Source organism: Arthrobacter sp. AG1021, assembly GCF_003633665.1.
Taxonomy (GTDB): domain Bacteria; phylum Actinomycetota; class Actinomycetes; order Actinomycetales; family Micrococcaceae; genus Glutamicibacter; species Glutamicibacter soli.
In genome coordinates this window covers 65,417-88,992 of the sequence record NZ_RBLB01000009.1, presented here as the reverse complement: position 1 = coordinate 88,992, position 23,576 = coordinate 65,417, and the positions used below count along the sequence as shown (strand labels likewise).

The 23,576-nt window shown below is 61.9% G+C and carries 25 protein-coding genes and 1 riboswitch; of the genes, 18 read left to right on the top strand and 7 right to left on the bottom strand.

Translation table 11 applies throughout. The features are described 5' to 3' along the window. Nucleotides 1-21 precede the first annotated feature (21 nt). On the top strand, nt 22-729 hold the full coding sequence (locus DFO58_RS11590; protein WP_047120081.1) for a GntR family transcriptional regulator: 708 nt from the start codon (nt 22-24) through the stop codon (nt 727-729). An 86-nt stretch (nt 730-815) separates the two neighbouring features. Here the strand turns inward: DFO58_RS11590 and DFO58_RS11585 are convergent, their stop codons facing one another. From DFO58_RS11585 to DFO58_RS11575, 3 genes are all read right to left on the bottom strand, one after another. Then, entirely contained in the window at nt 816-1,880 is a 1,065-nt protein-coding gene (locus DFO58_RS11585) for a hypothetical protein (protein WP_120990944.1), read from the bottom strand. Between the two features lie 77 nt (nt 1,881-1,957). After that, nucleotides 1,958-2,278: a cytochrome P450 gene (locus DFO58_RS11580; RefSeq protein WP_280524257.1), complete on the bottom strand. Its 321-nt coding sequence runs from the start codon at nt 2,276-2,278 to the stop codon at nt 1,958-1,960. 496 nt (nt 2,279-2,774) lie between these two features. Continuing rightward, on the bottom strand, nt 2,775-3,326 hold the full coding sequence (locus tag DFO58_RS11575; RefSeq protein ID WP_053798773.1) for an OsmC family protein: 552 nt from the start codon (nt 3,324-3,326) through the stop codon (nt 2,775-2,777). Between the two features lie 31 nt (nt 3,327-3,357). Next, nucleotides 3,358-3,479, bottom strand: a riboswitch (SAM riboswitch). 149 nt (nt 3,480-3,628) lie between these two features. On the opposite strand from DFO58_RS11575, the gene DFO58_RS11570 reads away from it, so the two are divergent. Next, nucleotides 3,629-6,853, top strand: a complete 3,225-nt coding sequence (locus DFO58_RS11570) for a DEAD/DEAH box helicase (protein ID WP_120990941.1) — start codon at nt 3,629-3,631, stop codon at nt 6,851-6,853. 90 nt (nt 6,854-6,943) lie between these two features. On the opposite strand, the gene DFO58_RS11565 is transcribed toward DFO58_RS11570, so the two are convergent. Next, nucleotides 6,944-7,387, bottom strand: coding sequence for a MarR family winged helix-turn-helix transcriptional regulator (locus tag DFO58_RS11565; protein WP_047120079.1), 444 nt, complete (start codon nt 7,385-7,387; stop codon nt 6,944-6,946). A gap of 257 nt (nt 7,388-7,644) precedes the next feature. On the opposite strand from DFO58_RS11565, the gene DFO58_RS11560 reads away from it, so the two are divergent. From DFO58_RS11560 to DFO58_RS11510, 11 genes are all read left to right on the top strand, one after another. Continuing rightward, nucleotides 7,645-8,556, top strand: coding sequence for a BadF/BadG/BcrA/BcrD ATPase family protein (locus DFO58_RS11560; protein ID WP_120990939.1), 912 nt, complete (start codon nt 7,645-7,647; stop codon nt 8,554-8,556). A gap of 98 nt (nt 8,557-8,654) precedes the next feature. Beyond that, nucleotides 8,655-8,972: a bifunctional 3-phenylpropionate/cinnamic acid dioxygenase ferredoxin subunit gene (locus DFO58_RS11555; protein ID WP_047120077.1), complete on the top strand. Its 318-nt coding sequence runs from the start codon at nt 8,655-8,657 to the stop codon at nt 8,970-8,972. Beyond that, entirely contained in the window at nt 8,973-10,115 is a 1,143-nt protein-coding gene (locus DFO58_RS11550) for an FAD-dependent oxidoreductase (RefSeq protein WP_120990936.1), read from the top strand. Beyond that, nucleotides 10,112-11,368, top strand: coding sequence for an MFS transporter (locus DFO58_RS11545; RefSeq protein WP_120990934.1), 1,257 nt, complete (start codon nt 10,112-10,114; stop codon nt 11,366-11,368). The genes DFO58_RS11550 and DFO58_RS11545 overlap by 4 nt, the downstream gene beginning before the upstream one ends. A gap of 2 nt (nt 11,369-11,370) precedes the next feature. Next, nucleotides 11,371-11,871 carry a VTT domain-containing protein gene (locus DFO58_RS11540; RefSeq protein WP_113606974.1) on the top strand — a complete coding sequence of 167 codons (501 nt, stop codon included), beginning with the start codon at nt 11,371-11,373 and terminating at the stop codon, nt 11,869-11,871. A 67-nt stretch (nt 11,872-11,938) separates the two neighbouring features. Continuing rightward, complete coding sequence (locus DFO58_RS11535; RefSeq protein ID WP_047120075.1) at nt 11,939-12,427, top strand: Lrp/AsnC family transcriptional regulator; 489 nt, start codon at nt 11,939-11,941, stop codon at nt 12,425-12,427. A 200-nt stretch (nt 12,428-12,627) separates the two neighbouring features. Further along, nucleotides 12,628-12,867 (top strand): hypothetical protein, encoded by a 240-nt coding sequence (locus tag DFO58_RS11530; protein ID WP_047120074.1) that lies wholly within the window; start codon nt 12,628-12,630, stop codon nt 12,865-12,867. A gap of 280 nt (nt 12,868-13,147) precedes the next feature. Further along, the gene (locus DFO58_RS11525) at nt 13,148-14,518 is read left to right on the top strand and encodes a potassium transporter TrkG (RefSeq protein WP_120990932.1); all 1,371 of its coding nucleotides are present in this window, start codon (nt 13,148-13,150) and stop codon (nt 14,516-14,518) included. Continuing rightward, on the top strand, nt 14,511-15,209 hold the full coding sequence (locus DFO58_RS11520; protein WP_244910840.1) for a TrkA family potassium uptake protein: 699 nt from the start codon (nt 14,511-14,513) through the stop codon (nt 15,207-15,209). The genes DFO58_RS11525 and DFO58_RS11520 overlap by 8 nt, the downstream gene beginning before the upstream one ends. Before the next feature lie 201 nt (nt 15,210-15,410). Continuing rightward, complete coding sequence (locus tag DFO58_RS11515) at nt 15,411-15,839, top strand: hypothetical protein (protein WP_113606972.1); 429 nt, start codon at nt 15,411-15,413, stop codon at nt 15,837-15,839. Between the two features lie 168 nt (nt 15,840-16,007). Continuing rightward, on the top strand, nt 16,008-16,196 hold the full coding sequence (locus DFO58_RS11510) for a hypothetical protein (RefSeq protein ID WP_047120071.1): 189 nt from the start codon (nt 16,008-16,010) through the stop codon (nt 16,194-16,196). Here DFO58_RS11510 and DFO58_RS11505 read toward each other — a convergent pair. Both DFO58_RS11505 and DFO58_RS11500 read right to left on the bottom strand, forming a co-directional pair. Next, a complete protein-coding gene (locus tag DFO58_RS11505) occupies nt 16,193-16,432 on the bottom strand; it encodes a hypothetical protein (RefSeq protein WP_047120070.1) in 240 nt (79 codons plus the stop codon). The genes DFO58_RS11510 and DFO58_RS11505 overlap by 4 nt on opposite strands. Continuing rightward, nucleotides 16,429-17,082 carry a TetR/AcrR family transcriptional regulator gene (locus DFO58_RS11500; protein ID WP_082344834.1) on the bottom strand — a complete coding sequence of 218 codons (654 nt, stop codon included), beginning with the start codon at nt 17,080-17,082 and terminating at the stop codon, nt 16,429-16,431. The genes DFO58_RS11505 and DFO58_RS11500 overlap by 4 nt, the downstream gene beginning before the upstream one ends. Before the next feature lie 108 nt (nt 17,083-17,190). Here DFO58_RS11500 and DFO58_RS11495 point away from each other — a divergent pair, with 108 nt between their 5' ends. The 5 genes from DFO58_RS11495 to DFO58_RS11475 all read left to right on the top strand — a co-directional run bounded on the left by DFO58_RS11495 (nt 17,191) and on the right by DFO58_RS11475 (nt 22,877). Continuing rightward, nucleotides 17,191-18,624, top strand: coding sequence for an NAD(P)/FAD-dependent oxidoreductase (locus DFO58_RS11495; RefSeq protein WP_120990930.1), 1,434 nt, complete (start codon nt 17,191-17,193; stop codon nt 18,622-18,624). Nucleotides 18,625-18,628: 4 nt separating this feature from the next. Further along, complete coding sequence (locus DFO58_RS11490) at nt 18,629-19,501, top strand: universal stress protein (RefSeq protein ID WP_120990928.1); 873 nt, start codon at nt 18,629-18,631, stop codon at nt 19,499-19,501. Between the two features lie 156 nt (nt 19,502-19,657). After that, complete coding sequence (locus tag DFO58_RS11485; protein ID WP_286163570.1) at nt 19,658-21,172, top strand: APC family permease; 1,515 nt, start codon at nt 19,658-19,660, stop codon at nt 21,170-21,172. 74 nt (nt 21,173-21,246) lie between these two features. Further along, a complete protein-coding gene (locus tag DFO58_RS11480) occupies nt 21,247-21,654 on the top strand; it encodes a low molecular weight phosphatase family protein (protein WP_047120911.1) in 408 nt (135 codons plus the stop codon). Beyond that, complete coding sequence (locus tag DFO58_RS11475; RefSeq protein ID WP_082123981.1) at nt 21,642-22,877, top strand: MFS transporter; 1,236 nt, start codon at nt 21,642-21,644, stop codon at nt 22,875-22,877. Before DFO58_RS11480 ends, DFO58_RS11475 begins: the two co-directional genes overlap by 13 nt. A 42-nt stretch (nt 22,878-22,919) precedes the next feature. On the opposite strand, the gene DFO58_RS11470 is transcribed toward DFO58_RS11475, so the two are convergent. Further along, entirely contained in the window at nt 22,920-23,408 is a 489-nt protein-coding gene (locus DFO58_RS11470) for an Lrp/AsnC family transcriptional regulator (RefSeq protein WP_047120065.1), read from the bottom strand. Nucleotides 23,409-23,576: the final 168 nt, after the last annotated feature.

Here is a 23,576-nt window from a genome sequence, read left to right as displayed (position 1 = left end):
CCGGGCTAAAATTGGGTCTTGATGTCAGTAAATCCAGCTCCACGTGCCTACCAGGTAGTTCTCACCGCAATTGAGAACGACCTGCGGTCAGGAGTCCTCACATTGGGCGACCAACTCCCCGGTGAGCGGGCGCTGGCCGAGCAGCACGGTATCTCCCGCGCTTCGGTGCGCGACGCGATCCGCATCCTCGACGTGATGGGGATCGTGCGGACCTCTACCGGTTCGGGCCCGAACTCCGGCGCGGTGATCATTTCCGAGCCCTCAGCCGGAATCTCCCAGGCGCTGCGACTGCACGTGGCGGCCAAGGGGATCAATGTGCGCGAGATCGTGGAATCACGCATCCTGCTGGAAACCTGGGCCGCGCAGATGCACCCGCGGGACACCGTGTACGCGCAGCAGGTCCTGGACCGCACCGCCGTGCTGATCATGCGCATGGACGACCCGCAGCTTTCGCGCGACGAGTTCCACCGCATCGATGCGGAGTTCCACGTGCTGCTGGCTTCCACGGCAGGCAATGCGGTGGTCGAGTCCATGATGGAGTCGCTGCGCAACTCGATCAGCGACTACGTGGCCGCGTCGATCCCGGATGACGAGTCCTGGCAGCCGATCGTGCGCACGCTGCGCCGCCAGCACAAGGCGATCCACCACGCGTTCGCCACGGACCAGCGCGAGCGCGCGGCCCAGCTGCTCGAAGAACACATCAACTGGTTCTACTCGCAAACCCGATAGCAAGACCAAAGCCGAGGCCTTCGATCCAAGAATGGATTGAAGGCCTCGGCTTTTTGCGTCTGCATGTCACTGGGCAAGACTAGGAATCAGTCGGCCAATGGTTCCGACACCCAATGGGGATGCTCACCGAAGCTCAGTTCGCAGTTGCGGCAGGAATACCTCGGCACCGGAGGGTTCGGAATGGCGCAGCCGCCAACGACGTATTCCTCTTCATCGGGCGGGAAGGCCGGCATACCCCAGAAATATTCCTTCGGATTCCGGGCTCCGCAGCCCGGGCAGGCAACGAGCATTCTCTGGAGATGCTTGAGCGTGGGTGCGTGCATCAGCCGGTGGCAATCGGCGCATAGCAACGCTGCGTCATCAACATGGTCCTGGATGTCCCAATGCAGATCGACATGACGATCGCGGAAGAAGTGAACCGTACTCCTGCCCTTGATATTAGTCTGGCAGCCGTCGCAGTAGTCGGTTTCTGAATCATGTCGCTGCGCGAGGGCCAAGGCATGCACCGTGGCTGTAGCTTCCGACTCGCTATCGACCCCGCAGGCTCCCGCATCGAGGTACAACGGGCGCGGATTTTCAACGAGCCCGGTCAACGCGTTGAGAACGCGCTCCGCGAGCTGGGGATTGAGCGCCTGCGAAGATCGAGGCAGCCCGGAATCGCACAGCTGTTCGAGGTCCAGCAACGAAATCGGCTGGGCGAATGTTGCCTCACGGCGGACATCGTAGGTTCGCCCTTCTAATGAATTCACAGTTTCCAATGCCATAACCAACGGCGGCGTCGTGGCAAGGACGGTAAGTACCATGGTGCCTGCCGAAATTTCTTCCCCGATATTCCAGACGCGTTGATCCATCCTGGACACATCGAGGTAGGCTGCGGCACCGATCGCGTCAGGCTCCCAGCAGAAGTACAACTTCTTTTCGGATCCCAGCGTGAAGGGCATCTCGGCACCGATTTCGTTGCGCTGGCGGTTCAGCAGCGCGTTTGGTGGGAAATGGGGCCTAGGCTGTTCCTCGAATGGCTCATGCTGGTGAATCATGTCGATTAGTTTCTGACGAGTCATATCCATGCAGGCCCAAGCCTGCTCGGGTGACGTCAACTGGCCGTAGCGGGAAATCAGTTGTGTGCGGTCGAAAGAGCGGTAGTCGGTCATTAGGTCAGGACTCCCCGGTGCGATGAGCTAATTGTTGACTAGAATCTATCCGGTTCTTCCGACAAATTGGCGACCAACTACCAGATGATCAGCGGAAGCTTGCTGAATCCACTGCCGGGGAAGTGGGCGCGGACCGGCGGATCGTTCTCGATGGACACCAGCCGGTGGACGCGCAAGATCAGTTCTTCGATCAATACCCGCAGTTCCAGCCGTGCCAGGGGCGCACCGGGGCAGTTGTGGATCCCTGCCCCGTAAAGCGAGTTCAGGCTGGGATGCCGGTCGAGGAGGATGTCGTCGGGATCTCCGAAAGCGCTTTCGTCGCGGTTGGCCGACGCTCCCATGGTGCTCACACGTTTGCCGGCAGGAATACGTACCCTAGAAATCTCTACATCCTTTATAGCGACCAGCCGGTCGGAAACTAGCGGTGCAGGGGAGCACAGTATCCGTCGGTAACGGCATCGACCAGGCGTGAAGCAGGCTCGCAGGGATGCCGAGTCTGGTCGTAATTGTGGTTAGTTCGCTTACTGTCCAATTGCTCAGCAGGCTGACCAGTTCCTTCATCGGTCATCTTGCGGTCGTAGACCCACTCATTCATCAGACAGGTGGTCAGATCCGTTGACGCGTTTCCCCAGCACAGCGCCAGTCCCTCAGCGGGATGTAGCCGCCGATCTCGATGGCGTTTTGCTTCATGGCCGTGCGGTTCTGCTCTCCGGTCGCAACACTGCCGAGACGCCTCGGGATCCTTGGGTCCCACTGGACAATTTTCGGCGCAGACATGGCAGCTTCTTCCGGTCCTTAGCCTTCGCAGTCAGCCTATGAGTGCCACGCCGTGGAAACAAGGCTCTGTGTAAAGCATGGCGTCGCCCGTGAAGCGGGCAACGCCATGCTGATCAGCTAGTTGTTGGAAACCAGCGAGATCTTTGTGCTCACCGGCACCGGATTGGCGAACAGATCCAGAACCGGGCAGTGGGCGTCGACTGCCTGGCGCAATTCGTCGTAGCGCTCAGCGGTTTCCGGGCCGGTGATCTGCACATCGAGATCCACCGAGGTGAAGCCGGGGCGGATCGACTTGTCGATACCGAACAGGCCGCGCACGTCCAGGTTTCCGTTGGCCACGATCTTCACGTCGTCGACCTGGATGTTCAGCTGCTCTGCATAGAGTCGGTAGACAACGACCTGGCAGGAGATCAATGCGCCCAGCGCGTACTCGACCGGGCTCGCGGCCAGATCGTCGCCGCCCAGGGCAGCTGGCTCGTCGACGGTGAAGGTGTGCTTGCCCGAAACGATGTTGCTGGCCACCGAGCCGAAGCCCTCGCCCTGAACAGTGAAGGTCAGTTTGGCGCTGTCCGGAGCAGTGGAGATGCGTTCTCCCCAGCCGGCGCCAGCCTGCTGCAGGCGGGCTGAACGATCTTCGGCAACGGAAAGGGTGGAAGCTGCGGTAGACATGAGGAAATAATCCCCTTTCTGGCGCAAGGGGCGCCATCGCTTACGAACCTGTCTTTCAGATCCGTCGAATCATCACCTGGAGCACCCCGCACAATGACGCGAATAGGGTTGCCGTCCAACCAGCCAGGGCTTGTGTGATTGGAACTCGTGATTCAGTAGTTACTTTTCTACCGGGTTTCTTCGTGGTTGGTAAATAGCTTTCTTCATGTTTCGTCACAGGAAGAACTGTCCATTGCGTCGATAGAATTGATCACGAACTCCGCGCAGTTACGGCGCGGCCTCCTACCCGAGAAGTTGTGAGCATGGAATACCAGCTGACCCCCGTCGCCGCTCAAACCCTGGTCACCGAAGGCGAGTACAGCCAAGGGTGGCTGATGGCCAATTCCGGGCAGGTGACCATTTCAGACCGTCGGCAGATGCCCGGTCGTTCGATCGTTTCCGGCTGGGTTCTCCGGGCCTTCGTCGTGGTACAGCTTTCCATCGAGGGCACGAGCATCAGCTTCAGCAGCCGTTGCGATGCGCATCCGGAAGAATATTCCTGCGCGGATGTCGCAGCGTTGCTCGTGGAAGCAACCCAGATCGGCAGCGGCGGCTTCGCAGTTTCGGATGTAGTCAGGGCAGAAGACACCTGGAAAGCCCCGCAGGCCCCGCAGTGGGAACGGACCCTGAAGCGGCTGCTTCCGCAGCTGCCTACCGGTGCTGAGCACGAAAACGACCTTGAAGAGGAACCACTGGGACTGATCCTCAAAGTCATCCCCGCCACTCGATTTGGCCGGCCGACCTTGAACCTCAACGCGCGTCCGGCCCGCAGGGGAACCCGCAGCCCCTGGGTCCAGACCGGAGTATCTTGGCGTAAGCTGCCATTTGACGGCAGGTTCGCCAAGGAGCAGCGCCGCGCCGCCAACGAATTGGTCATGCTCAACGAACGATCCCAGCATGACCAGTATGGCCATGTCTGGGATGCCACCGACTGGATCATCCTGAACAACTTGCCCGGCAAAGACCTGCGCGAAGCCTTCGACCTGATCCATGAAACCGGAATTCACATTGTCAACGGCAACGCCAGCAACCGCAGCGAGGTGTCTTTGGCGGATCTTTCGGGTTCGGCCTTTCTCGACTTGCGGCGAAACGACAGCGGCCTGACCATTGAAGGCATTTTCCGCGGTCCGAACGGCGAAACGGATAACGTCTTGGCATTGGGCAACCCGCCGTCCATGATTGCCTTTGCCGACAAACCGCTGGACAAGGCGAAAAATCTTTCACTGGCACCGCTGGAAGACGCGGTAGGGCCGGAGCTGAGGGATCTCATCAGCGCCGGCGCAATGATGGTTCCGACCAAAGACATCGAGGACTTCGAAACTGGGTACCTGAACTCCCTTCGGCAGGTGGCACCGGTGCGCAGCGAAGATGCCAGCTACAGGGTTCCCCAGCCGGCACGCCCGGTGCTCCAGCTTCAGCTGGCTGAAACTGGAACTGGTTTGACCATGAGCTTTGCATGGAAATATCCGCCCAAATCGCCACGCCAGAAGTCGGTTGAACGCGAGATCATCAGCTCGGTGAACGACAAGCTCGGCGGGGACCAACCACTGGGCCAGACGACCAAGAACGGTGTCTTCCCAGAACAAGAACTCTCCAAGAGCCAAGCCATTGAATTCGTCATGTACCTGCTTCCGTTGCTTGAGGAACACCCGGATATCCTCATCACCGGCCACGAGCAATTGCCGAGCTATTCACTGAATTCCGAACCGGCCAAGGTGAGCATCGAAGCGGGGGAGAGCACCGGAGACTGGTTCGACCTGGCCGTCGAGGTGTCCATCAACGGGATGAAGGTGCCGTTCGCCGAATTGCTTTCCGCATTAACCATGGGGGACGAATACTTGGTCCTTGAGGACATGACGGTGATTCCGATTGACGGACCGGAATTCCACCAGCTGCGCCAGCTGGTCCAGGAAGCCGGGGAACTGGGCACCGTGTCCGGCAACAGCATCCGAATCCACCGCTTGAGCATCGACTGGTGGCAGGAATTGGTGGACTTGGGCATCATCGAAGCCCAGGAAAACCAGTGGCTCCAGACCATGTCTGAACTGACCAACGGCGAGCAGCTGGAGAAGATCGACCTCCCCGACTCGTTCACGGCGCAACTGCGACCGTACCAGGAGCAAGGCGCCGCCTGGCTGAACTTCCTGCGCACGCATTCGCTGGGCGGGGTGCTGGCGGACGACATGGGCTTGGGTAAGACCGTCCAGCTGCTGGCAGGCCTCGAACAGGCCCGCACCCAGAACCCGGAGCAGAAGTTCCTGGTGATCGCTCCGACCTCTGTGGTTGGCAACTGGGTTAACGAAGCGCATCGTTTCACCCCGCAGATGCGGGTCCAGTCCATCACCTCCACGGCCAAAAAGGCAGGGAAGAGCATTGTCGAGCAAATCGGCGATGCCCAACTGGTGGTCACCAGCTACGCCATTTTCCGGTTGTCATTCGAAGAATTCGAGGACGCAGGGTTCTCCGTGCTGATTCTCGATGAGGCGCAGCAGCTGAAGAACCACACGTCCAAGGGATACAAGCAGGCGCGCCAGCTGTCGGTTCCGTGCAAGCTGGTGGTGACCGGTACCCCGATGGAGAATAACCTGATGGAGCTGTGGGCCCTGGTCTCGCTGGCTGCGCCCGGTCTGCTTGGCGGCCAGAAGGCATTCAAGGACAACTACCAGAAGCAGATTTCCGACGGCGACTCGGAACGGCTGGAACGGCTCAAGAAGCGGTTGCGCCCGTTTGTGCTGCGCCGTACCAAGGAACAGGTAGTTCCGGAGCTTCCCGCCAAGACCGAGCAAGTACTGGAAGTCGAGCTGGAACCGGCGCACCGCAAGGCCTATGACCGCCGTTTCCAGCGGGTGCGCCAGGAAGTGCTGGGACTGGTGGATGACGTGGATTCCAACCGGTTCAAGATCCTGCAGTCATTGACCCTGCTCCGGCAACTGGCGCTTGACCCTTCCCTGGTTGATGAGGGAAATGCTCCCAGCGCCAAGTTGGAGATGTTGCGCGAGCTCATGGCGGACGCAGTCGCCGAGGGGCACAAGATCTTGGTCTTCAGCCAGTTCACCAGCTTCTTGGGCAAGGCGAAAGACATTGCGGTGGAACTCGGAATCGACCACGGTTACCTGGACGGCGCGACCAGCGGTCCCAAGCGCAAGGACATGATTGACGGGTTCACCGACGGGCAATTCCCGGTCTTCTTCATATCGCTGAAGTCCGGCGGCTTCGGCATCAATCTGACCACCGCCGACTACTGCATCTTGCTGGATCCCTGGTGGAACCCTGCGGCCGAAGCGCAGGCCATCGACCGTGCGCACCGCATCGGCCAGACCAAGCCGGTGTACGTCTACAGGCTGGTTGCCAAGGACACCATCGAATCCAAGGTGCTGGCCCTGCAGGCAAAAAAGACAGCACTATTCAACGACGTACTGGGCGAGCAGACGGATGCGGCACAGTCCTCGGTGCTGAGCGCGGATGACTTCCTGGCTTTGATGCTGTAGGTCGTTTTGCTGCTGTACAGCGAAAGGCGGATTTCTGATCGAAAAATTTGATCAGAAATCCGCCTTTCGCGTGTTCAGGGTCCGGAGCGCCTACACGATGTCGTCAAAGGTCGAGTTGAGCCGGTGCATGAGAATGCCGAATTCTTCCAGATCGTCGTGGTTCCAGTCGCTGAGGTGGTTTCGTAATTGCTGGCGCAGCATGTCGCCACTGGAACTCCATTTCTCGCGGGCCTCATCGGTGGCGGAGACCAGCTGAGCCCGGCCGTCCCGCGGATCCGGAACCCGGGAGACCAGCCCGATGGACTGCAGGTGCTGCACTAACCGCGACACTGTGGCCTTGTCGAGGCGGAGCTTTTCGGCGAGCACACCCTGCTGCTGGGCGTCTTCGCGGATGACGACTGCGAGAAGCCGGTAACCCTGGTCCTGGAGTTCAGGATGGATGATTTTGGCGCGGCGAACAAGCATCTGGCGCGCACGAAACAACAGGGCGGTGAATTCGTCTTCCACCTTTTGCATCAGCTGTTCTTCTTGCATGTTTTCTATTCTAAGATTTTTTGTGGTTCCATGACGTGATTGGGCACAATTCGCTCAAAGAACTAATTGCGCGCCATTCGTAAATTGCATTCGGCCGATTCTGTTCTTTCGCCAATTGCCGGGTTTTCCACGGAGCCATTGAGGCCCAGAACTCCGACCAGGTTGAAAAACCGTCCGTCATCACGGCCGCATGTCACGGGGAATCGATCCGCAGGTTGAACATAGCCTATGAATGACGACAGGGAGATCTAATCATCATGTTCCACACGCAACTGGCGGTCGACGGCGGACAAACCGAAATAAAACTCAGGATTATCGACAAGGGCAACGTCGCGGAACGTCGCCTGCCTGGGGTCCAGACGCATCTGCCGGTACTGCCGCAGTTGGCGGCCGCTATCGGGCACGCAGCAAGTATCCGCGGTACCGGATTCGACGTCGTTTCCATCGGCACCACCGGGCTGACCAATGCCGAGCATGACGCCGGGGCGCTCAGGGCGATGCTGCAGCCAGGCGTGGCGCATCTCAACCTTGCCCATGACTCGGTTTCAAGTTATCTGGGCGCGCTGGGAGACCGGCCCGGGGCGGTGGTTGTCGCCGGAACCGGCGTGGTCACCCTCGCCGTCGGAACCAACAACACGGCCCGCGTGGACGGCTGGGGCAACATTATGGGGGATTCCGGCAGCGCGTACTGGATGGGGCAGCAGGCATTATCCGCGGTGATGCGCGCGCACGATGGCAGGGGACCTCAGACAGCGTTGACCGGCCCGGTCCGAGAACGTTGGCCGGAGCTAGAAGAAGCCTACATCCAGCTCCAGGCCGCGCGCGACAAGATCTCCGTGGTGGCCTCCTTCGGGAAGGAAGTCTCCCGCTACGCCCAGACCGATCCGGTCGCTGCCCTGATCTGCGATCTCGCGGGCAAAGAGCTGGCCCATTCGGCGGCCGCCGCATTGCGCCGGACAGGCCAAGCCGATGCCTCGCAGGCAAGTGTTGCCTGCCTCGGCGGAGTATTCGCCGGTGCCCGGGTACGCTCGGCCTTCACGGCAGAGCTGGCCTCGCTGGTTCCCGGAGCGCAGCTGGTCGAACCGGCCGGCAACGGGCTGGACGGCATCCGCCTGATGGGCGGGCTGACGGCGAACCATCCGCTGAGATCCATGATTTCTTCTGTTTGAACCATCCAGAGGGCTTGGAGGTGACACCGCTAATATGTGCATCGCCTAATTAGGTGACAAGATAGGTTCAGAACTATTTGCGCACCAAAGGAGTCATTGTGAGTTACCGTGTCGGTCCAGCAGACCAGTTGCCAGAAGGCGAAGCGTTGCTGGTAGAGGCAAAAGACAGTGGAGCCATCGAGGACATCGCGGTGTTCCACGCCGAAGACGGTAACTTCTATGCGCTGCAGGACGAATGCACCCACGAAGTCGCGTCGCTCTCCGAAGGCTGGATCGACGGCTGCGAAGTAGAGTGCCCGTTGCACTCCTCCAGCTTCGACCTGCGCACCGGCAAGGTGCTGTGCATGCCAGCCACCAAGGACGCCCGCACCTATAAGGTCAACGTGGTGGACGGCAACCTGGAGCTCGACATCTAGATGTCCTCCGTACACATCATCGGGGCAGGAGTAGCCGGCTACACCCTGGCCCGTGAACTGGTCAGCCGGAACTATGCGGGAACCATCAGCATCAGCGATACGCAGGGGCTTCCCTACGACCGACCGCCGTTGAGCAAGGCCCTGCAGGTCGAGCCCTTCGCGCCGGTCTCCTGGTACCGCGAGAACCGTATCAACCTGGTCCAGGAAGAAATCACGGAACTGCAGGTGCCGACGGCCGAGGACGACTGGGTAGTCCTGGCCACTGGCACCATCCCGCGCACCCTGGACGTGCCCGGCGCGGAATTCGCGCGCAGCCTGCACACCGCGGCCGACGCCCAGCATCTGGCCCGCGAGCTGGAAGACGGGATGTTCGGCCAGCGTGTGCTGGTCATCGGGGCAGGCCTGGTCGGCGCCGAATTCGCCTCCACGGCCCGGATGTTCGGTGCCCAGGTCACTCTGGTCTCCAGCTCCAACGCCCCGCTGGCGCACGTGCTGGGCGAGGATCTGGCCGAGCAGCTGCATGCGGAGCACCAGTCCCACGGCGTCACCACGATCAACGGAACGGTCACCGAGCTGGGCCCCGGCTACGCTATCGTCTCCGGTGAGCGCCACGACGCGGACATCATTGTCGCGGCCATCGGCGTCGAAGCGGATACCGCGCTCGCCGAACGCTCAGGCCTGGACGTGGAGAACGGAATTCTGGTCGATGCCGGACAGCGCTCGACAAGCCATCGGCAGGTGCTGGCCCTGGGCGACGCGGCCCGCGAAGCAGGGCGTCCCCGTGCGGTGCACTGGGAAGCAGCGATGGAGGACGCGGCCATTGCCGCCTCCACCATTCTCGGCACCCCGGCGCCCGGCCGGTCGGTCCCGTGGTTCTGGTCCGACCGCCACGATGCCCACGTGGAAACCGTGGGGGACTTCTCCAAGGTTGCCAGCGTCGTGAAGCGGTACAGCCGCCGCGGCAAGATCCAGACGGTATTCGGCCTGGACGAATCCGGCACGCTGGTGGCGGCCTCCATGATCGATGGGGGACTGATGTCCAAGGCGGTGCGGAAGCTGATCACCCGCGGCATCACCCCCGGCATTGAACAGCTAGAGGACCCGCAGGTAGGTCCCCGCGAGTTAGGACGACCCGCCCCATGAGCGCTGGAGCACCCGGAAGCGTCCCCGCCGCATTGCAGGTTCCCACCCGGCGCGTGGGCGCCGGGTGGATCACCGCCTTGGTGATCGTGCATATCGGCATCAACGTCGGTTTCTTCGCGCCCATCCAGGTGCTGCTGGGACTGCATGCCCAGCAGCTGGATGCCAGCCAGAAGAATGCGATCCTCTCGCTGGTCACCGGCGTGGGCGCGGCCGTCTCGCTGGTGGCCAATCCGCTGTTCGGAGCGCTGAGCGACCGCAGCACCTCGAAGTTCGGCCGACGCATCCCGTGGGTCTTCTTCGGCACGCTCGCCGGCGCGCTCTCGCTGTTGCTGATGTCCACGGCCCAGACGGTGAGCCTGCTGGTGCTTGGTTGGGCGCTGATGCAGGCGGCCGGCAATGCCGCGCTGGCCGCGATCTTCGCTACCATTCCGGACAAGGTCCCGGTGGAGCAGCGCGGCATGGTGGGCGGCCTGGTGGCGCTGGGCCAGACCTGCGGTTCGCTGATCGGCGCGGTCATCGGCATGTATGCCGCGCAGGATCTGGTCTTCGGCTATGCCATCGTCGCGGTGGCAGTGGCGCTGTGCTCCATCCCGTACGTCATGATGCGCCAGGATGTTCCGCTGCCCAAGGGCGCGCTGCCGGCGCTGAAAGCGGGCGAATTCCTCAAGAGCTTCTGGATCAACCCGGTCAAGCACAAGGACTTCGGCTGGGCGTGGCTGACCCGTTTCATGCTGTATCTCGGCTGCCAGTTGTGCCTGGTGTACCTTTTGTTCTTCCTGCAGGACCAGCTGGGCCATCCGGACCCGGCCCAGGGCGTGCTGGTCCTGACCGCTATCTACGCATTCTGCGTGATCTTCTCCTCGGTGATCTCCGGAAAGATCTCCGACCGCGACGGCAAGCGCAAGAAATTCGTGATCATTTCCTCGGTCATCGTGGCCCTTGCCGCCGGGGTGCTGGCCTTCGCCTCCAACTTCACGACCGCCGTCATCGCCGCGGTGCTGCTGGGCATTGGGTTCGGCGCCTACCTGGCCGTCGACTTCGCTCTGCTGACCCAGGTGCTGCCGCACGCCGATTCGCGCGGCAAGGACCTGGGCATGATCAACATTGCCAACTCGCTGCCGCAGGTGGTTGCACCGCTGGTGGCCTGGCTGTCGGTGACCTGGTTCGGCGGCTACCCGACCCTGTTCCTCATTTCGGCCGTGATCAGCCTGGTCGGCGCAGCGCTGGTCCGCCAGATCAAGAGCGTTCCGTAAGCATGTCCGAAACCATCTCATGGCTCACCAACGACGCACCATTTGCCATCACCTTCGTATTCTTCTTCTGCCTGGCGTTCGCCCGCGGGAATGCCACCTATTGGGTCGGTCGCGGCATCGCCAAGGGCGTGGAGCATACGAGGTTTGAGCGGCACCTGCATGGTCGGGCCTACCAGCGCGCCCAGCGCTTCATCGCCCGGTGGGGCATGCTGGCGGTTCCACTGAGCTTCCTGACGGTGGGCATCCAGTCCGCGGTGAATACGTCGGCAGGCGTCAGCCGGATGCCAGTGCGCCGTTACCTGCCGGCGGTGGCGGTGGGCGCCATGGCCTGGGCGCTGCTCTACACCACGATCGGCTTGGCGGTATTCTATGCGTGGTTGGCCCTGGACTGGCCGTGGCTCGTCGGCGGGGCGCTGGTGATCGCGCTGGCCGCCGTAGTCATTCTCCGGATGCGCAAGCGCCGCATAGCGCACGACGCCCCGGACAATATCCCGCCGCAGTAGCGCCGGCAGCGGCCCTCCGCAAGATCAATGGAAGCACCACGACTCATTGAAAGCAGGTGTGCAAACGATGCTCAATGGAACCAACGCCTCGGGCGGCCCCACGGCGCAGCTTGATGAACTAGACCGCAAGCTGCTGGAGCTGCTCTCCAAGAACTCCCGGCGGACGAATAATTCGCTGGCCGAAGAGCTGGGCATCGCTGCATCGACGTGCCTGGCACGGCTCAACGCCCTGCGCGATTCCGGAGTGATTTCCCGGTTCACCATCGAGGTGGACCCGCAGGTGCTCGGCAGGGAGCTCGAAGCCCTGATCTTCGTGCGCATCCGCCCGGGAGCCCGCCACCTGATGGCGAATTTCGCCACGCAGATGCGCGACAAACCCGGGGTGCGCCAGCTTTTCTTCCTGGGCGGCGCTGACGACTTCGTGCTGCACGTGGCCGTGCGCAACTCGTCAGATGTACGCCAGTTCGTACTGGACAACTTGTCAGCCAATCCAGCCGTGGCGACCACGCAGACGTCGCTGGTCTTCGAGCACAGCCATGGTACCGGCGAGTTCTAGCGGATCCAAGCGGCGGAACCAAGTGACAATTACGCGCCGATTCGATACCCCAATTCAGTAATTCGAATAAATCTGCTAAACTTGTTGTTCTTCTGTACAGGAGAATGAAGCGTCCGGGAAGTTTGAATTGAACACAGCTCCTAGCTGGGATCGCGGGCTGCGGAATCCTCAACTTGAAGACAAAGGGGGTCGAGAAGACAATGAACGTGGAAACCACAATGCTCACTGCCCTGGTCACCCTGGCGGTGCTGGCAATCGTAACGGTCGTCATGGTGCGTAAATACAACCGCAACCATCACGCGGAAATTCGTCAGGGTCTGCTCAAGCAGGCGCATGACTACGACATCGCATCACCCGATGACATGACGAACAATGAATTGACGGTGCAGATCCGCGCGGCCAAGCGCGCGCGCAAGCATCGGAACATCAAAACCGCATAGCGGCTTCGGATTACGATCCGAATGAAAAGCGGAGGCAGGATCCTGCCTCCGCTTTTTGCGCCCTGTCCGTTAACGCCGAAACAAATGCCCTCGGCACCAACGAATCCGCGCACGCGGGGATGCCTGAGCTACCTCGTTGTCGCTGGTCACCCACCCGACAGCGGGGGATCGGCCGCGGGAAAATTGCCCTCTTGGCAAGCCGGTGAAGCAGGTGTACTGTTTTCCATTCGTAAGGCTTTTCTACAACATGTAGACGGCAGGCACTACGAATTCGGATTCTATGAGCAAACTCCAGCGAAAGCACCGTTTTCATGTTTCCGGATCAACCGTGGTGGCGCGGCCGGCCCGCATGGTGGCTACGGGATTCGCCATCACGATCCTGATCGGCGGGTTGCTTCTCGCGTCCCCTCTTTCCTCTTCCACCGGGCAGAGGACGCCTTTCATCGATGCGCTGTTCACCGCAACTTCAGCAGTCTGCGTCACGGGCCTCGCGGTGCTCGATACCGCGACGCACTTCAGCGTTTTCGGGAAAATCGTGATCATCGCCTTGATCCAGGCCGGCGGTCTGGGCATCATGCTCGTCGCGTCCCTGTTCTCGCTGAGCATCTTGGGAAAACTCAGCCTGCGCGCAAAAATCACTGCGCAGACCGAGGCCAAGGCCGTCGAAGGCCCAAACGTGAAGAACGCCGCCCTGTCGATCGTGAAGGTGACGTTCACGATCGAGGGCATCATCGCGGTGCTGCTGGCTGCCCGATTCATCCTCGGGTACGGCTATTCGTTCGGGGAAGGTCTGGCCTACGGAGGGTTCCACGCGATCTCCGCTTTCAACAATGCAGGATTCGCACTCTTTTCCGACAACTTGGTGGGGTTCGCATCCGACCCGTGGATCTGCATTCCTATTGCCGCGGCGATCATCCTCGGCGGCCTGGGATTCCCCGTAATCCTGCAGATCCGCCGATACGCGCGGAACAGGCTGAAATGGTCCATGAATACGAAGATCGTGCTGGTAGGCACCGTTGCCTTGCTGCTGTTGGGCACCGTATTCATCACCGCCATGGAGTGGGCCAACCCGGACACATTGGGGCCTATGTCCGTCCAGGACAAGCTGCTGGCTGGATTCTTCCAATCCGTGCAGACGCGTACCGCAGGGTTCAACTCGATCAATATCGGGGACATGCATTCGGCCACCTGGCTGGGCATGGATCTGCTCATGTTCATCGGCGCTGGCCCGGCAGGCACCGGTGGCGGCATCAAGATCACGACCTTCGCGGTCCTGTTCTTCATCATCCTCACCGAACTACGCGGGGAAGCCGCAGTGAACATCTTCGGCAAGCGGCTGTCCCGTTCGGTGCACCGCCAGGCGATCACGGTGGCGCTCGTCGCGGTGGCCGCGGTCTTCACGGGAACTATGGCGCTGCTGGTGATCACCGAATTCACCCTGGATGAATGCCTGTTCGAAGCGACCTCGGCGTTCGCCACGGTGGGGCTGTCGACCGGCATCACCCCCGAGCTGCCCGCGACCGGCGAAGCGGTGCTGATCGCGCTGATGTACCTGGGACGCGTCGGCGTCCTGTCGCTCGGATCGGCGCTTGCCCTGCGCGACAAGAAAGCAGTATTCGAACTTCCTAAGGAAAGGCCAGCAATTGGTTAACTTCTCCGGCGGCCGCGGTGCGGCCAAGAAAATTGCCCATGCAAATTCCGTCGCAGTCATCGGCTTGGGACGTTTCGGAGCTTCGCTGGCTCTGGAGCTGATGAGCTCGGGAACCAGCGTGCTGGGAATCGACCTGGACGAAGATATCGTCCAGTCCCTCAACGGGGAACTCACCCAAGTGGTCCGGGCCGACGCCACCAAGCGCGAAGCTCTTGAACAGCTCTCGCTCAACGAATTCGACAGGGTTGTGGTGGCCATCGGAAACCACCTCCAGGCGTCGATCCTCACCTGTTCAAAGCTGTTGAGCATGGACATTCCCCATGTCTGGGCCAAGGCGCTGGATGACCAGCACGGCCTGATTCTCGAACAGCTCGGCGTGCACCACATCATCTACCCGGAGAAGGACATGGGCCGAAGGGTAGCCCACCTGGTGCGCGGATCGATGATGGACTACCTCGAAATCGATCGTGGATTCGCCATGGTGAAAATGACGACGCCGAAGGTGCTGCAGGGGCTGAAACTCGGCGACAGCAACCTGCGCAAGCACTACGGGGTAACAGTGGCGGCCCGCACCAATGACGAGGGCCGCTGGCAGCATGCCGATGCCCAGACGGTGCTCAAGCCCGGTGACCGCATCCTGGTGCTCGGCCCGATTTCGGATACCGAAGCCTTCGGCCAGCTGCCCGATTGAACGGGTTCCCACAGGCGGCTGAACGCCGCCCGGAGGCCCACCCAGGTGTGACGTAGGCGCGTTTAACGCTGAAATCATGCCGTTTGCATCACAGGGGCATGTGTGTTTGTGAACAAATAGACAAGTATTTAACAGGTAGCGAAAATTCGTGGGGTTTACTGGAAGTACGGTGTTTGAATTTACTTAGGAGAGCGGTTATCGATGGGCACGATCCCACTTGGCGAAGATATTCTGTTGGCACGACATGGCTCGAACATTGTCAAGCTCCGCCAGGACCGCAAGCACCGTTCGACCGTCGCCTACCTGCGTGGCGGAGAGATCGACACCGCATCGAACATCCTGATGGCGGCACCGGCAGTAGCCCCTGCCATCTCCCAGACTGCATCGGCGCAGGCCCAGTCCGCAACGGAGAAGCCTGCAACCCCGGCGGCAAGCATCAGCGCCGGCGCAGCCCGGTACCTGAACAACGAAAGCGCCATCAGCCGTGACGAGGTCCGCTCGCTGGCCAAGATCTCGTTGGGCTTCAGCGCGATCATGGGCACCGTCTTCGGCGGCCTGCTGCTGGCCCTGTACAAGGTCGGCGGCCCCGAAGCCTTTGACTCCATCGCGACGATGACCACGATGCAGTAATCGGATAACTTTCACCGTGCGAAGCGGGGTCCCTTTGGGGCCCCGCTTCTGCCATTAACGTGCAGATTTCACCCATTGCGGGTCAGTCATTGTCCAGCCCTTGTCAAGTCTCGTATTTCAGCGAATCAGGGCATAGGATTGCCGCAACGCGAGGGATGGGAGTGCACCATGCGCTTTGTTTTGGAAGTCAACTTCGACACCGAGAACATGCAGCTGAAGCCGTTGGAGGAGCTGCAGAAGATTCTGCGTGACTGGTCCACCAAGATCACCATGTATCCGCTCGTTCCCGGAGCCCAGGAAGACGTCTTCGACTCCGACAACGAGGAAGTCGGGGAGTGGGCGATCCTGGACGACTAGTCCCGGCGCTTGGAGAATCTTCCGATCACATAGCCTGCCGCCAGCGTGATGAGCAGGATCGCCCACAACGGAGCGGCGGTGTGGAACAGGAAGAATTCGACGCGCACGATATTCAGGTTCTGCAAGATGAACACCAAGGCCACGATGACCAGCGCCACCGAGGTCCACTGCTTGCCGGTGATACGTGCCAGCCATGACTTCTTCTGCGGCCCGTCGGCGTCGTGGGCTTGAGTCATTTTTTGCTCCCTGCCGCCAGGAGGCCTGCGACCATGGCCTGCAGGCCGCGCTGGAACGAGTCGTCGCTGGTGTTCCGCCCGGTGGCACGCTGATCGGACACTGCTTGGGTGAAGTTCGGGGTGGCATCCTTGTGGTCCCGCGCGTCGAAGATGTCGTGCGGGGCGGCGGTATCCATGGCCGAGCCGAAAATGAATGATTCCAGCGCCACGATGGTGGGGATGATTGCCTCGTCCTTCAACCCGTAGTCGCGCAAAGCCTCGGCGACCCGTTCATACATCTTCAAGGTGCGCGGGGAATCGGACACCGGGAGCACCGCAATGACCGGAACCAGGGGAATGTGCTGGGCGAAGACATTCCGGTAGCTCGTGGCCCATTCAACCAGCGCCTCGGAGATCTCCAGGGTGTCGAAGACCGAGGTGTCCACGTCGGTCATCACCAGTTCCTGGACCCACTGCAGCAGGTCGTGCTTAGAGGACACGTGGTTGTACAGGGCCGAGGCGGCAACGCCCAGGGATTTGGCCAGGCGCTGCATCGTCAGGGCCTCGTAGCCGTCTGCGGAAGCCAGCTCCAGCGCGTGGCTGGTGATGCGTTCTCGGGTGAGCACGGCTCTGCGCGGTCTGCCCGCACGGCGAGGCGCCTCTTCGCTCATTGATGATCCCCTAGCTGACGTGGGTTACTTCACAAGATCGTGTTCGTACCCTATGCTATAGGAAAGATAAATGAACTGAATTCATTTTATTGTTCTAGGAGAGCAGTCATGAAACATCTCGAACGCGATGTCGTTGTCATTGGTGCAGGTCCTTCCGGCCTGACCGCCGCCTACGAGCTGGTCAAGGCCGGTAAGTCCGTAGCGGTGCTCGAAGCACGCGACCGCGTGGGCGGCCGCACCTGGACCGACACCATGGACGGCGCCACCATCGAGATCGGCGGCCAGTGGATCAGCCCGGACCAGACCGGCCTGTACTCGCTGATCGAGGAACTGGGCATCGAGACCTTCGAGCGCTACAAGCAGGGCAAGAGCGTCTACCGCACCGAGGCCGGCGAAGCCATCATCTACGAAGGCGAGGACTTCCCGGTCGGCGAAGCCACCGTGGCCGAGATGAACAAGCTCATCTCGATCATGAACGAGCTGGCCGCCGGCATGAACCCGGACAAGCCGTGGGAGCACCCGCAGGCCGAGGAGCTGGACAAGATCTCCTTCCACCACTTCCTGCGCGAGAACTCCTCCGACGAGGTGGCGTGCAACAACATCGGCCTGTTCATCGCAGGCGGCATGCTGACCAAGCCGGCCCACACCTTCTCCGCGCTGCAGGCAGTGCTCATGGCCTCCTCCGCAGGCTCCTTCGACAACCTGGTCGACGAAGACTTCATCCTGGACCGCCGCATGAAGACCTCCATGCAGGGTGTGTCCATCGCCGTGGCCGGCCGTCTGCCGGAAGACACCCTGTTCCTGGAGAACCCGGTGCTCAAGCTCGAATGGTCCGAAGACGGCGTGGTGGCCCACGGTGCCGACGTCACCGTGAAGGCCAAGAAGGCCGTGCTGGCAGTTCCGCCGAACCTGTACAACCGCATCAGCTACTTCCCGCCGCTGCCTCGCTGGCAGCACGTCACCCACCAGCACCAGTCCATGGGCCTGGTCATCAAGGTGCACGCGGTCTACGACACCCCGTTCTGGCGTGAAGAGGGCCTGTCCGGCACCTGCTTCGGCCCGAACCACCTGGTCCAGGAAATCTACGACAACACCTTCGACGGCGAATCCACCGGCACCCTCGTCGGCTTCATCTCGGATCTGGAAGCCGACAAGATCTGGGCCATGGACACCGACGCCGAGCGCAAGGAAGCCATCCTGAAGGCCATGGCCGAGTTCCTGGGCGAGAAGACCCTGGATCCGAAGGTCTTCTACCTCTCCGACTTCGGCTCCGAAGAGTGGACCCGCGGCGCCTACGCCACCAGCTACGATTTGGGCGGCCTGTACCGCTTCGGCCCGAGCCAGAACGAGAACGTCGGCCCGATCTACTTCTCCTCCTCGGACCTGGCCGGCGAAGGCTACCAGCACGTTGACGGCGCAGTACGCATGGGCCGCCGCAACGCGGCCCGCATTCTCGCGGAACTCGACGGAACCTCCTACGACGAGTCCTACGACGGCGTGGCTACCCTGACCGCTCCGGCCGACTCGAAGATCACCGTCTAAGACGATGAAACTGCTCGTAGGTTACACCGCCGACGAACGCGGCGCGGAGGCCATTGAGTTGGCCAGCGCAGTGGTGGCCGGAACGAAGGATGCATTCGTGCAGATTGCCATCGTTCTTCCGGCCGCCGCACCCTTTACCGCCGTCTACCCGGGCGGAGACCATGGTTATGAAACCATTCTCTCCGCCCAGGTGGACCGGTGGGCCGCCGAAGCGCTGGCGCTGGTTCCCGAGGGAATCGGCGCCAGCGTTGTGGCGCGCTCCGTGTCGTCCATCGCTGAAGGGCTGATCGAACTCGGCGAAGAGTTCGAAGTCCACGGAATCGTGCTCGGAGGGCGCAAGCGCCATCTGGGCGGCTTCTTCATGCCCGGGGCCATCGCCAACGCCCTGCTGCACTCCTCGCCGCTGCCGGTCTTCATGACCTCACCGGCCTCTCTGGAGAACCTACGCGAAGCAGGCGGGCAGATCACCCGGCTGACCGCGTTCGTCGGAGACCGCCCCGGGGCCGAGGAGATCATCTCCCTGGCCGCCAGCGTCGCCAACGCGCGCAATATCAAGCTGCGTGTGGCAAATTTCGTGGCCCACGCCGACGTGTCCGAAGGCTCCGCCGGAATCGACGACCACGTGCGCGGGATCCGCGAATACCTCGATGAACTGGTGAAGGAACTGGGCATCGAAGCGAGCGTCGAGGTCATCGCCAGCGGCAGCATCGACACCGCGATCAACGAGCTGTCCTGGCAGCCCGGAGATCTGGCCCTGCTCGGCTCGGCCCGCCTGGCGGCGCATCGCCGCCTGTTCATCGGCCCGAAGGCGCATCGCATCCTCGGCCACCTCAACGTCCCCATGGGCGTCATTCCCCACTTGCCATCAACACGGTAGAAAGCCGATCAAAAATTCGTATCCCTTGGATCCTCTCCAAAACGCACTCACCGTCGACCGCCCTGCCGCATACCTGACACAGCGTCCAGGGCGGCGCGCACTGCCGCGGCTCAACGGTGAGCACACTCCCAAAGGTTTTTGACAATGTCACAAGAAATGAGGCGGGATAGCCTTCCCGAAACGAACGATTCGGGACTTCATGAAAAAGGTCTGTCCAAGGGCACCGTCGGTGTCCTGGGCCTGATCGTTATCGGCATCTCCTGCATTGCCCCGGCGTACACCTTGACCGCCGGGCTCGGCGCGACCGTAGCCGAGGTGGGCACCAGCCTTCCGGCCATCCTGATCGCCGGCTTCATCCCCATGCTTCTCGTGGCCCTCGGCTACCGGGAACTGAACAACGCCATGCCCGACTCGGGCACCTCCTTCACCTGGGCGACCCGCGCGTTCGGGCCCATGATCGGCTGGATGGGCGGCTGGGGCCTGATCGCCGCCACGGTGATCGTGCTGTCCAACCTGGCCGCGGTGGCGGTGGACTTCTTCTACATCCTCATCGCACAGCTCACCGGGCAGGAATGGATCGCGGCGCTGACCAAGAACCTGTGGATCAACATCCCCACCACGCTGGTGTTCATCGCCATCGCCGCCTACATCTCCTACCGGGGCATGAATGCGACCAAGGTCTTCCAGTACGTGCTGGTGGGCTTCCAGGTAGGTGTGCTGCTGCTGTTCGCGATCATGTCCTTCACTGCTGATGCGCCGTTCGACCGCACCCCAATCACCTGGGACATGTTCAACCCGATGGGAGTGGAATCCTTCACCGCCTTCGCCGCCGGCATCTCGTTGTCCATCTTCGTATTCTGGGGCTGGGACGTCACCCTGACCATGAACGAGGAAACCACCGACCCGAACAAGGTCCCGGGCCGCGGCGCCACCTGGACGGTGCTGATCATCATCGCGCTGTACTTGGCCGTCGCCACCGCCGTGCTGTACTTCGCCGGCGTCGGAACCACCGGCCTGGGCGCCGGCAACCCGGACAACCAGGAATCCATCTTCGCCGTGCTGGCTGGACCGGTCATGGGCCCACTGGCCATCTTGATGTCGCTGGCCATCATGTCCTCCTCTGCGGCGTCGCTGCAGTCGACCATGGTCTCCCCGGCGCGCACCATCCTGGCCATGGGCTACTACAAGGCGCTGCCGAGCAGCTTCGCCAAGATCTCCCCGCGCTACATGTCGCCGTCGGTGGCCACCGTGGTCTCCGCGGCCGCAGCCGCTGCATTCTACGTGGTTACCCGCCTGCTGTCGGAAAACGCCCTGTGGGACACCATCACCGCCCTCGGCCTGATGATCTGCTTCTACTACGGCCTGACCGCGCTGGCCTGCGTCTGGTACTTCCGCAGCGAGCTGTTCTCCAACGCCCGGAACTTCTTCTTCAAGTTCCTGGCTCCACTGGTGGGCGGTGTCATCCTGCTGGTGATGTTCTTCGTCACCGCGGTTGATTCCATGAACCCGGAGTACGGTTCGGGCTCGGAGATCGGCGGCATCGGCATGGTCTTCATCCTCGGTGTCGGCGTGCTGCTGCTGGGCGTGCTGGTCATGCTCTACAGCCGTGTCCGCCACCCGGCGTTCTTCAAGGGCGAGACGATCAAGACCGGCAAAAACCTGACCCTCTGAGAATCCCGGCACCCCAGCGTCACTGTTGCACATTGAACCACCCAAAGCACGCTTTGGGTGGTTCAATTGTTTTCATGACTACACCTTCGGTTCTCTTCATTTGCTCACGCAATGCCGGCAAGTCGCAGATGGCCGCGGCACTGATGGATTACGTGTCAGACGGCAAGGTCACCAGCTATTCGGCCGGCACCAACCCCGGTGCCTCGATCAATCACGAAGCGGTCGCCTCGCTGGCCGAGTGCGGCGCGGACATGGCCCAGGGCGAACCCAAGCCCATCGATCCGTCGCTGGCCGCCTCGGTGGACCGGGTGGTTATCCTCGGCACCGACGCCAATCCGAGCTTCGATCCGCAGGTGAAGACCGAACGCTGGGTCACCTACGAGCCGAGCGAAGACGGCATCACCGGCGCCGAACGGATGAACATGATCCGCGATGAAATCGCCGACCGGGTACGCAGCCTTTTCCACGAATTGGAGAAGTAGGCATCGCACTTTCCAAGACCGCACGCCGCACCACCTCGTGGTGGCTTCCCGGCATCTGCCTGATCCTCACCGGCTGGTGCGCCAACCAGTATGTCTCCCTGATCAGCTGGTACCAGCAGCAACGGCTGCTGAGCGAATTCGAAGCCATGCTGGTCATGGGCAGCTATCTGCTCGGCATGATCCCTGCGCTGATGTTCGGCGGCCCGCTGACTGACCGCTTCGGGCGAAAGCCCTTCACGCTGGCGGCCCTGGCATTCTCGGTGCTCGGATCCCTGGCCCTGATGGGCGGCTGGTACACCGAAGCGGGCCTGTACCTCGGACGCGTCTTCACCGGGCTGGGCATGGGGCTCGCCATGGTGGCAGTCACCAGCTGGGTCAAGCTGATCAGCCCCGGGCCGGCAGGCGCCACCCGGGCGGCGCTGTGCACCTCGGCCGGCTTCGCCATCGGCCCGGCGATCTCCGGCGCGATTGTCGGATCCAGCCAAAGCCCGGAACTCGCCTACGCTGTCCACGCGGTCGCCACGCTGGCCTGGTTGCTGCTGATGCTCACCGCCAAGGAGGAACAGCCAGCCGTCCTGCGCCAGGTGGATCCGGCGGATGCTGCCCCTGCCGCGCACCAGATGCGGACCAGCATGGCGAACATGAAGCGGTTCACCCGGCTGGTGCTGCCCGCAGCCCCCTGGGTCTTCGGGATGGCAGCCACGGGGTTCGCGGTGGTCCCCGCCCTGACCGCCGAACCGGGCCAATCCAGCCTGCTGTATTCCACGATCGCCGTGGTGGTCACGATGGGCATGGGCGCAGCAATCCAGCCGCTGATCCGCCGTTTCAACGATGTCAGCCGGGTCGGCCTGCTGCTCTGGGGGCTGGGCGTCGCCTTGGCGGGCCTGTTGCTGATGCTGGTGGTTTCGCTGACCGGCTCCGAAGCCGTGGGCATGGCGGCATCGGTCGTGTCTGGCGCCGCGAACGGAATCCTGCTGGTCGCAGGGCTGAGCCAGGTGCTGGATCTGGCAGGTCCCGCGGATCTGGGCAAGCTGACCGGACGGTTCTACATGTGCTGCTTCATCGGCTTCACGTTCCCCACGCTGTTCGCCCTGTGGCGGCCGATGGCCCACCCGGCGCTGTTCATCGGGCTGCTCGCCATCTGCTGCGCCGCCTCCATGGTCCAGGTATTCAGGGCCCGGAAATACCTGCCCGGACGAATCCCCCAGCATGTAACAGACTAACGGCCAGGCACGCGGTGCCTGGCCGTTGTGAAAGATGCGGGCTTAGTGCTTTTCGCCGCTCAACTTCTTGAGCAGCTCGGTGGTGCGGAACGGAATGACGTCGCGCAGGATCATTGACGTCGAGGTGCGGGTGATGCCCGGGCAGAGGCGAATTTCCTCGCTGACCCGGTACAAGTCGTCGGGGTCCGTGGCGGCTACGCGGATCAGCAGGTCGGTATCGCCGGCAGGAGCCACGCACTCGAGGACTTCTGGGATTTGCCGCAGTCCCGCGATCGCCTCGTTCAGGCGGGCCTGGTCCAGCTCCGCGCTGACGAACGCGCTGACGCCGCGGCCCATGGCCGCCGGCAGAATACGCGCAGTATTCGGACGCAGGGCGCCGGAGTTCGCCAGCCGCTCCAAACGGGACTGCACGGTGCCTCGGGCCAGTCCAAGCTGCTGGGCGAGCATCATGATGGGAACACGCGGATCGGCATCGAGGGCCAGAAGGATACGTCGGTCGGTTTCATCGAGCTGATACGTATCCGAATTCATCTGTGGTCTCCTATGACGGCGTGTGCGTGAAGATCGCGAGTGCTACAAATAGATTTTAGTCAAAATGACCAGTATCTCCCAAGCGTGTTGCACGGACTGACCGGTTTGTTGCGTGCGCGGTGCTCGCAGGGGCAGCAACGGCATAAATTGTGGCGTAGGGAACACGTT

Excerpts from the sequence above, each read along its gene's own strand:
- DFO58_RS11530 (WP_047120074.1), top strand. The coding sequence starts at position 12,628 with ATGAACGTGGAAACCACAATGCTCACTGCCCTGGTCACCCTGGCGGTG.
- DFO58_RS11525 (WP_120990932.1), top strand. The coding sequence starts at position 13,148 with ATGAGCAAACTCCAGCGAAAGCACCGTTTTCATGTTTCCGGATCAACC.
- DFO58_RS11510 (WP_047120071.1), top strand. The coding sequence starts at position 16,008 with ATGCGCTTTGTTTTGGAAGTCAACTTCGACACCGAGAACATGCAGCTG.
- DFO58_RS11490 (WP_120990928.1), top strand. The coding sequence starts at position 18,629 with ATGAAACTGCTCGTAGGTTACACCGCCGACGAACGCGGCGCGGAGGCC.
- DFO58_RS11535 (WP_047120075.1), top strand. The coding sequence starts at position 11,939 with ATGCTCAATGGAACCAACGCCTCGGGCGGCCCCACGGCGCAGCTTGAT.
- DFO58_RS11515 (WP_113606972.1), top strand. The coding sequence starts at position 15,411 with ATGGGCACGATCCCACTTGGCGAAGATATTCTGTTGGCACGACATGGC.
- DFO58_RS11565 (WP_047120079.1), bottom strand. The coding sequence starts at position 7,387 with ATGCAAGAAGAACAGCTGATGCAAAAGGTGGAAGACGAATTCACCGCC.
- DFO58_RS11590 (WP_047120081.1), top strand. The coding sequence starts at position 22 with ATGTCAGTAAATCCAGCTCCACGTGCCTACCAGGTAGTTCTCACCGCA.
- DFO58_RS11470 (WP_047120065.1), bottom strand. The coding sequence starts at position 23,408 with ATGAATTCGGATACGTATCAGCTCGATGAAACCGACCGACGTATCCTT.
- DFO58_RS11505 (WP_047120070.1), bottom strand. The coding sequence starts at position 16,432 with ATGACTCAAGCCCACGACGCCGACGGGCCGCAGAAGAAGTCATGGCTG.
- DFO58_RS11500 (WP_082344834.1), bottom strand. The coding sequence starts at position 17,082 with ATGAGCGAAGAGGCGCCTCGCCGTGCGGGCAGACCGCGCAGAGCCGTG.
- DFO58_RS11495 (WP_120990930.1), top strand. The coding sequence starts at position 17,191 with ATGAAACATCTCGAACGCGATGTCGTTGTCATTGGTGCAGGTCCTTCC.
- DFO58_RS11550 (WP_120990936.1), top strand. The coding sequence starts at position 8,973 with ATGTCCTCCGTACACATCATCGGGGCAGGAGTAGCCGGCTACACCCTG.
- DFO58_RS11575 (WP_053798773.1), bottom strand. The coding sequence starts at position 3,326 with ATGTCTACCGCAGCTTCCACCCTTTCCGTTGCCGAAGATCGTTCAGCC.
- DFO58_RS11485 (WP_286163570.1), top strand. The coding sequence starts at position 19,658 with ATGAGGCGGGATAGCCTTCCCGAAACGAACGATTCGGGACTTCATGAA.
- DFO58_RS11585 (WP_120990944.1), bottom strand. The coding sequence starts at position 1,880 with ATGACCGACTACCGCTCTTTCGACCGCACACAACTGATTTCCCGCTAC.
- DFO58_RS11540 (WP_113606974.1), top strand. The coding sequence starts at position 11,371 with ATGTCCGAAACCATCTCATGGCTCACCAACGACGCACCATTTGCCATC.
- DFO58_RS11545 (WP_120990934.1), top strand. The coding sequence starts at position 10,112 with ATGAGCGCTGGAGCACCCGGAAGCGTCCCCGCCGCATTGCAGGTTCCC.
- DFO58_RS11570 (WP_120990941.1), top strand. The coding sequence starts at position 3,629 with ATGGAATACCAGCTGACCCCCGTCGCCGCTCAAACCCTGGTCACCGAA.
- DFO58_RS11560 (WP_120990939.1), top strand. The coding sequence starts at position 7,645 with ATGTTCCACACGCAACTGGCGGTCGACGGCGGACAAACCGAAATAAAA.
- DFO58_RS11480 (WP_047120911.1), top strand. The coding sequence starts at position 21,247 with ATGACTACACCTTCGGTTCTCTTCATTTGCTCACGCAATGCCGGCAAG.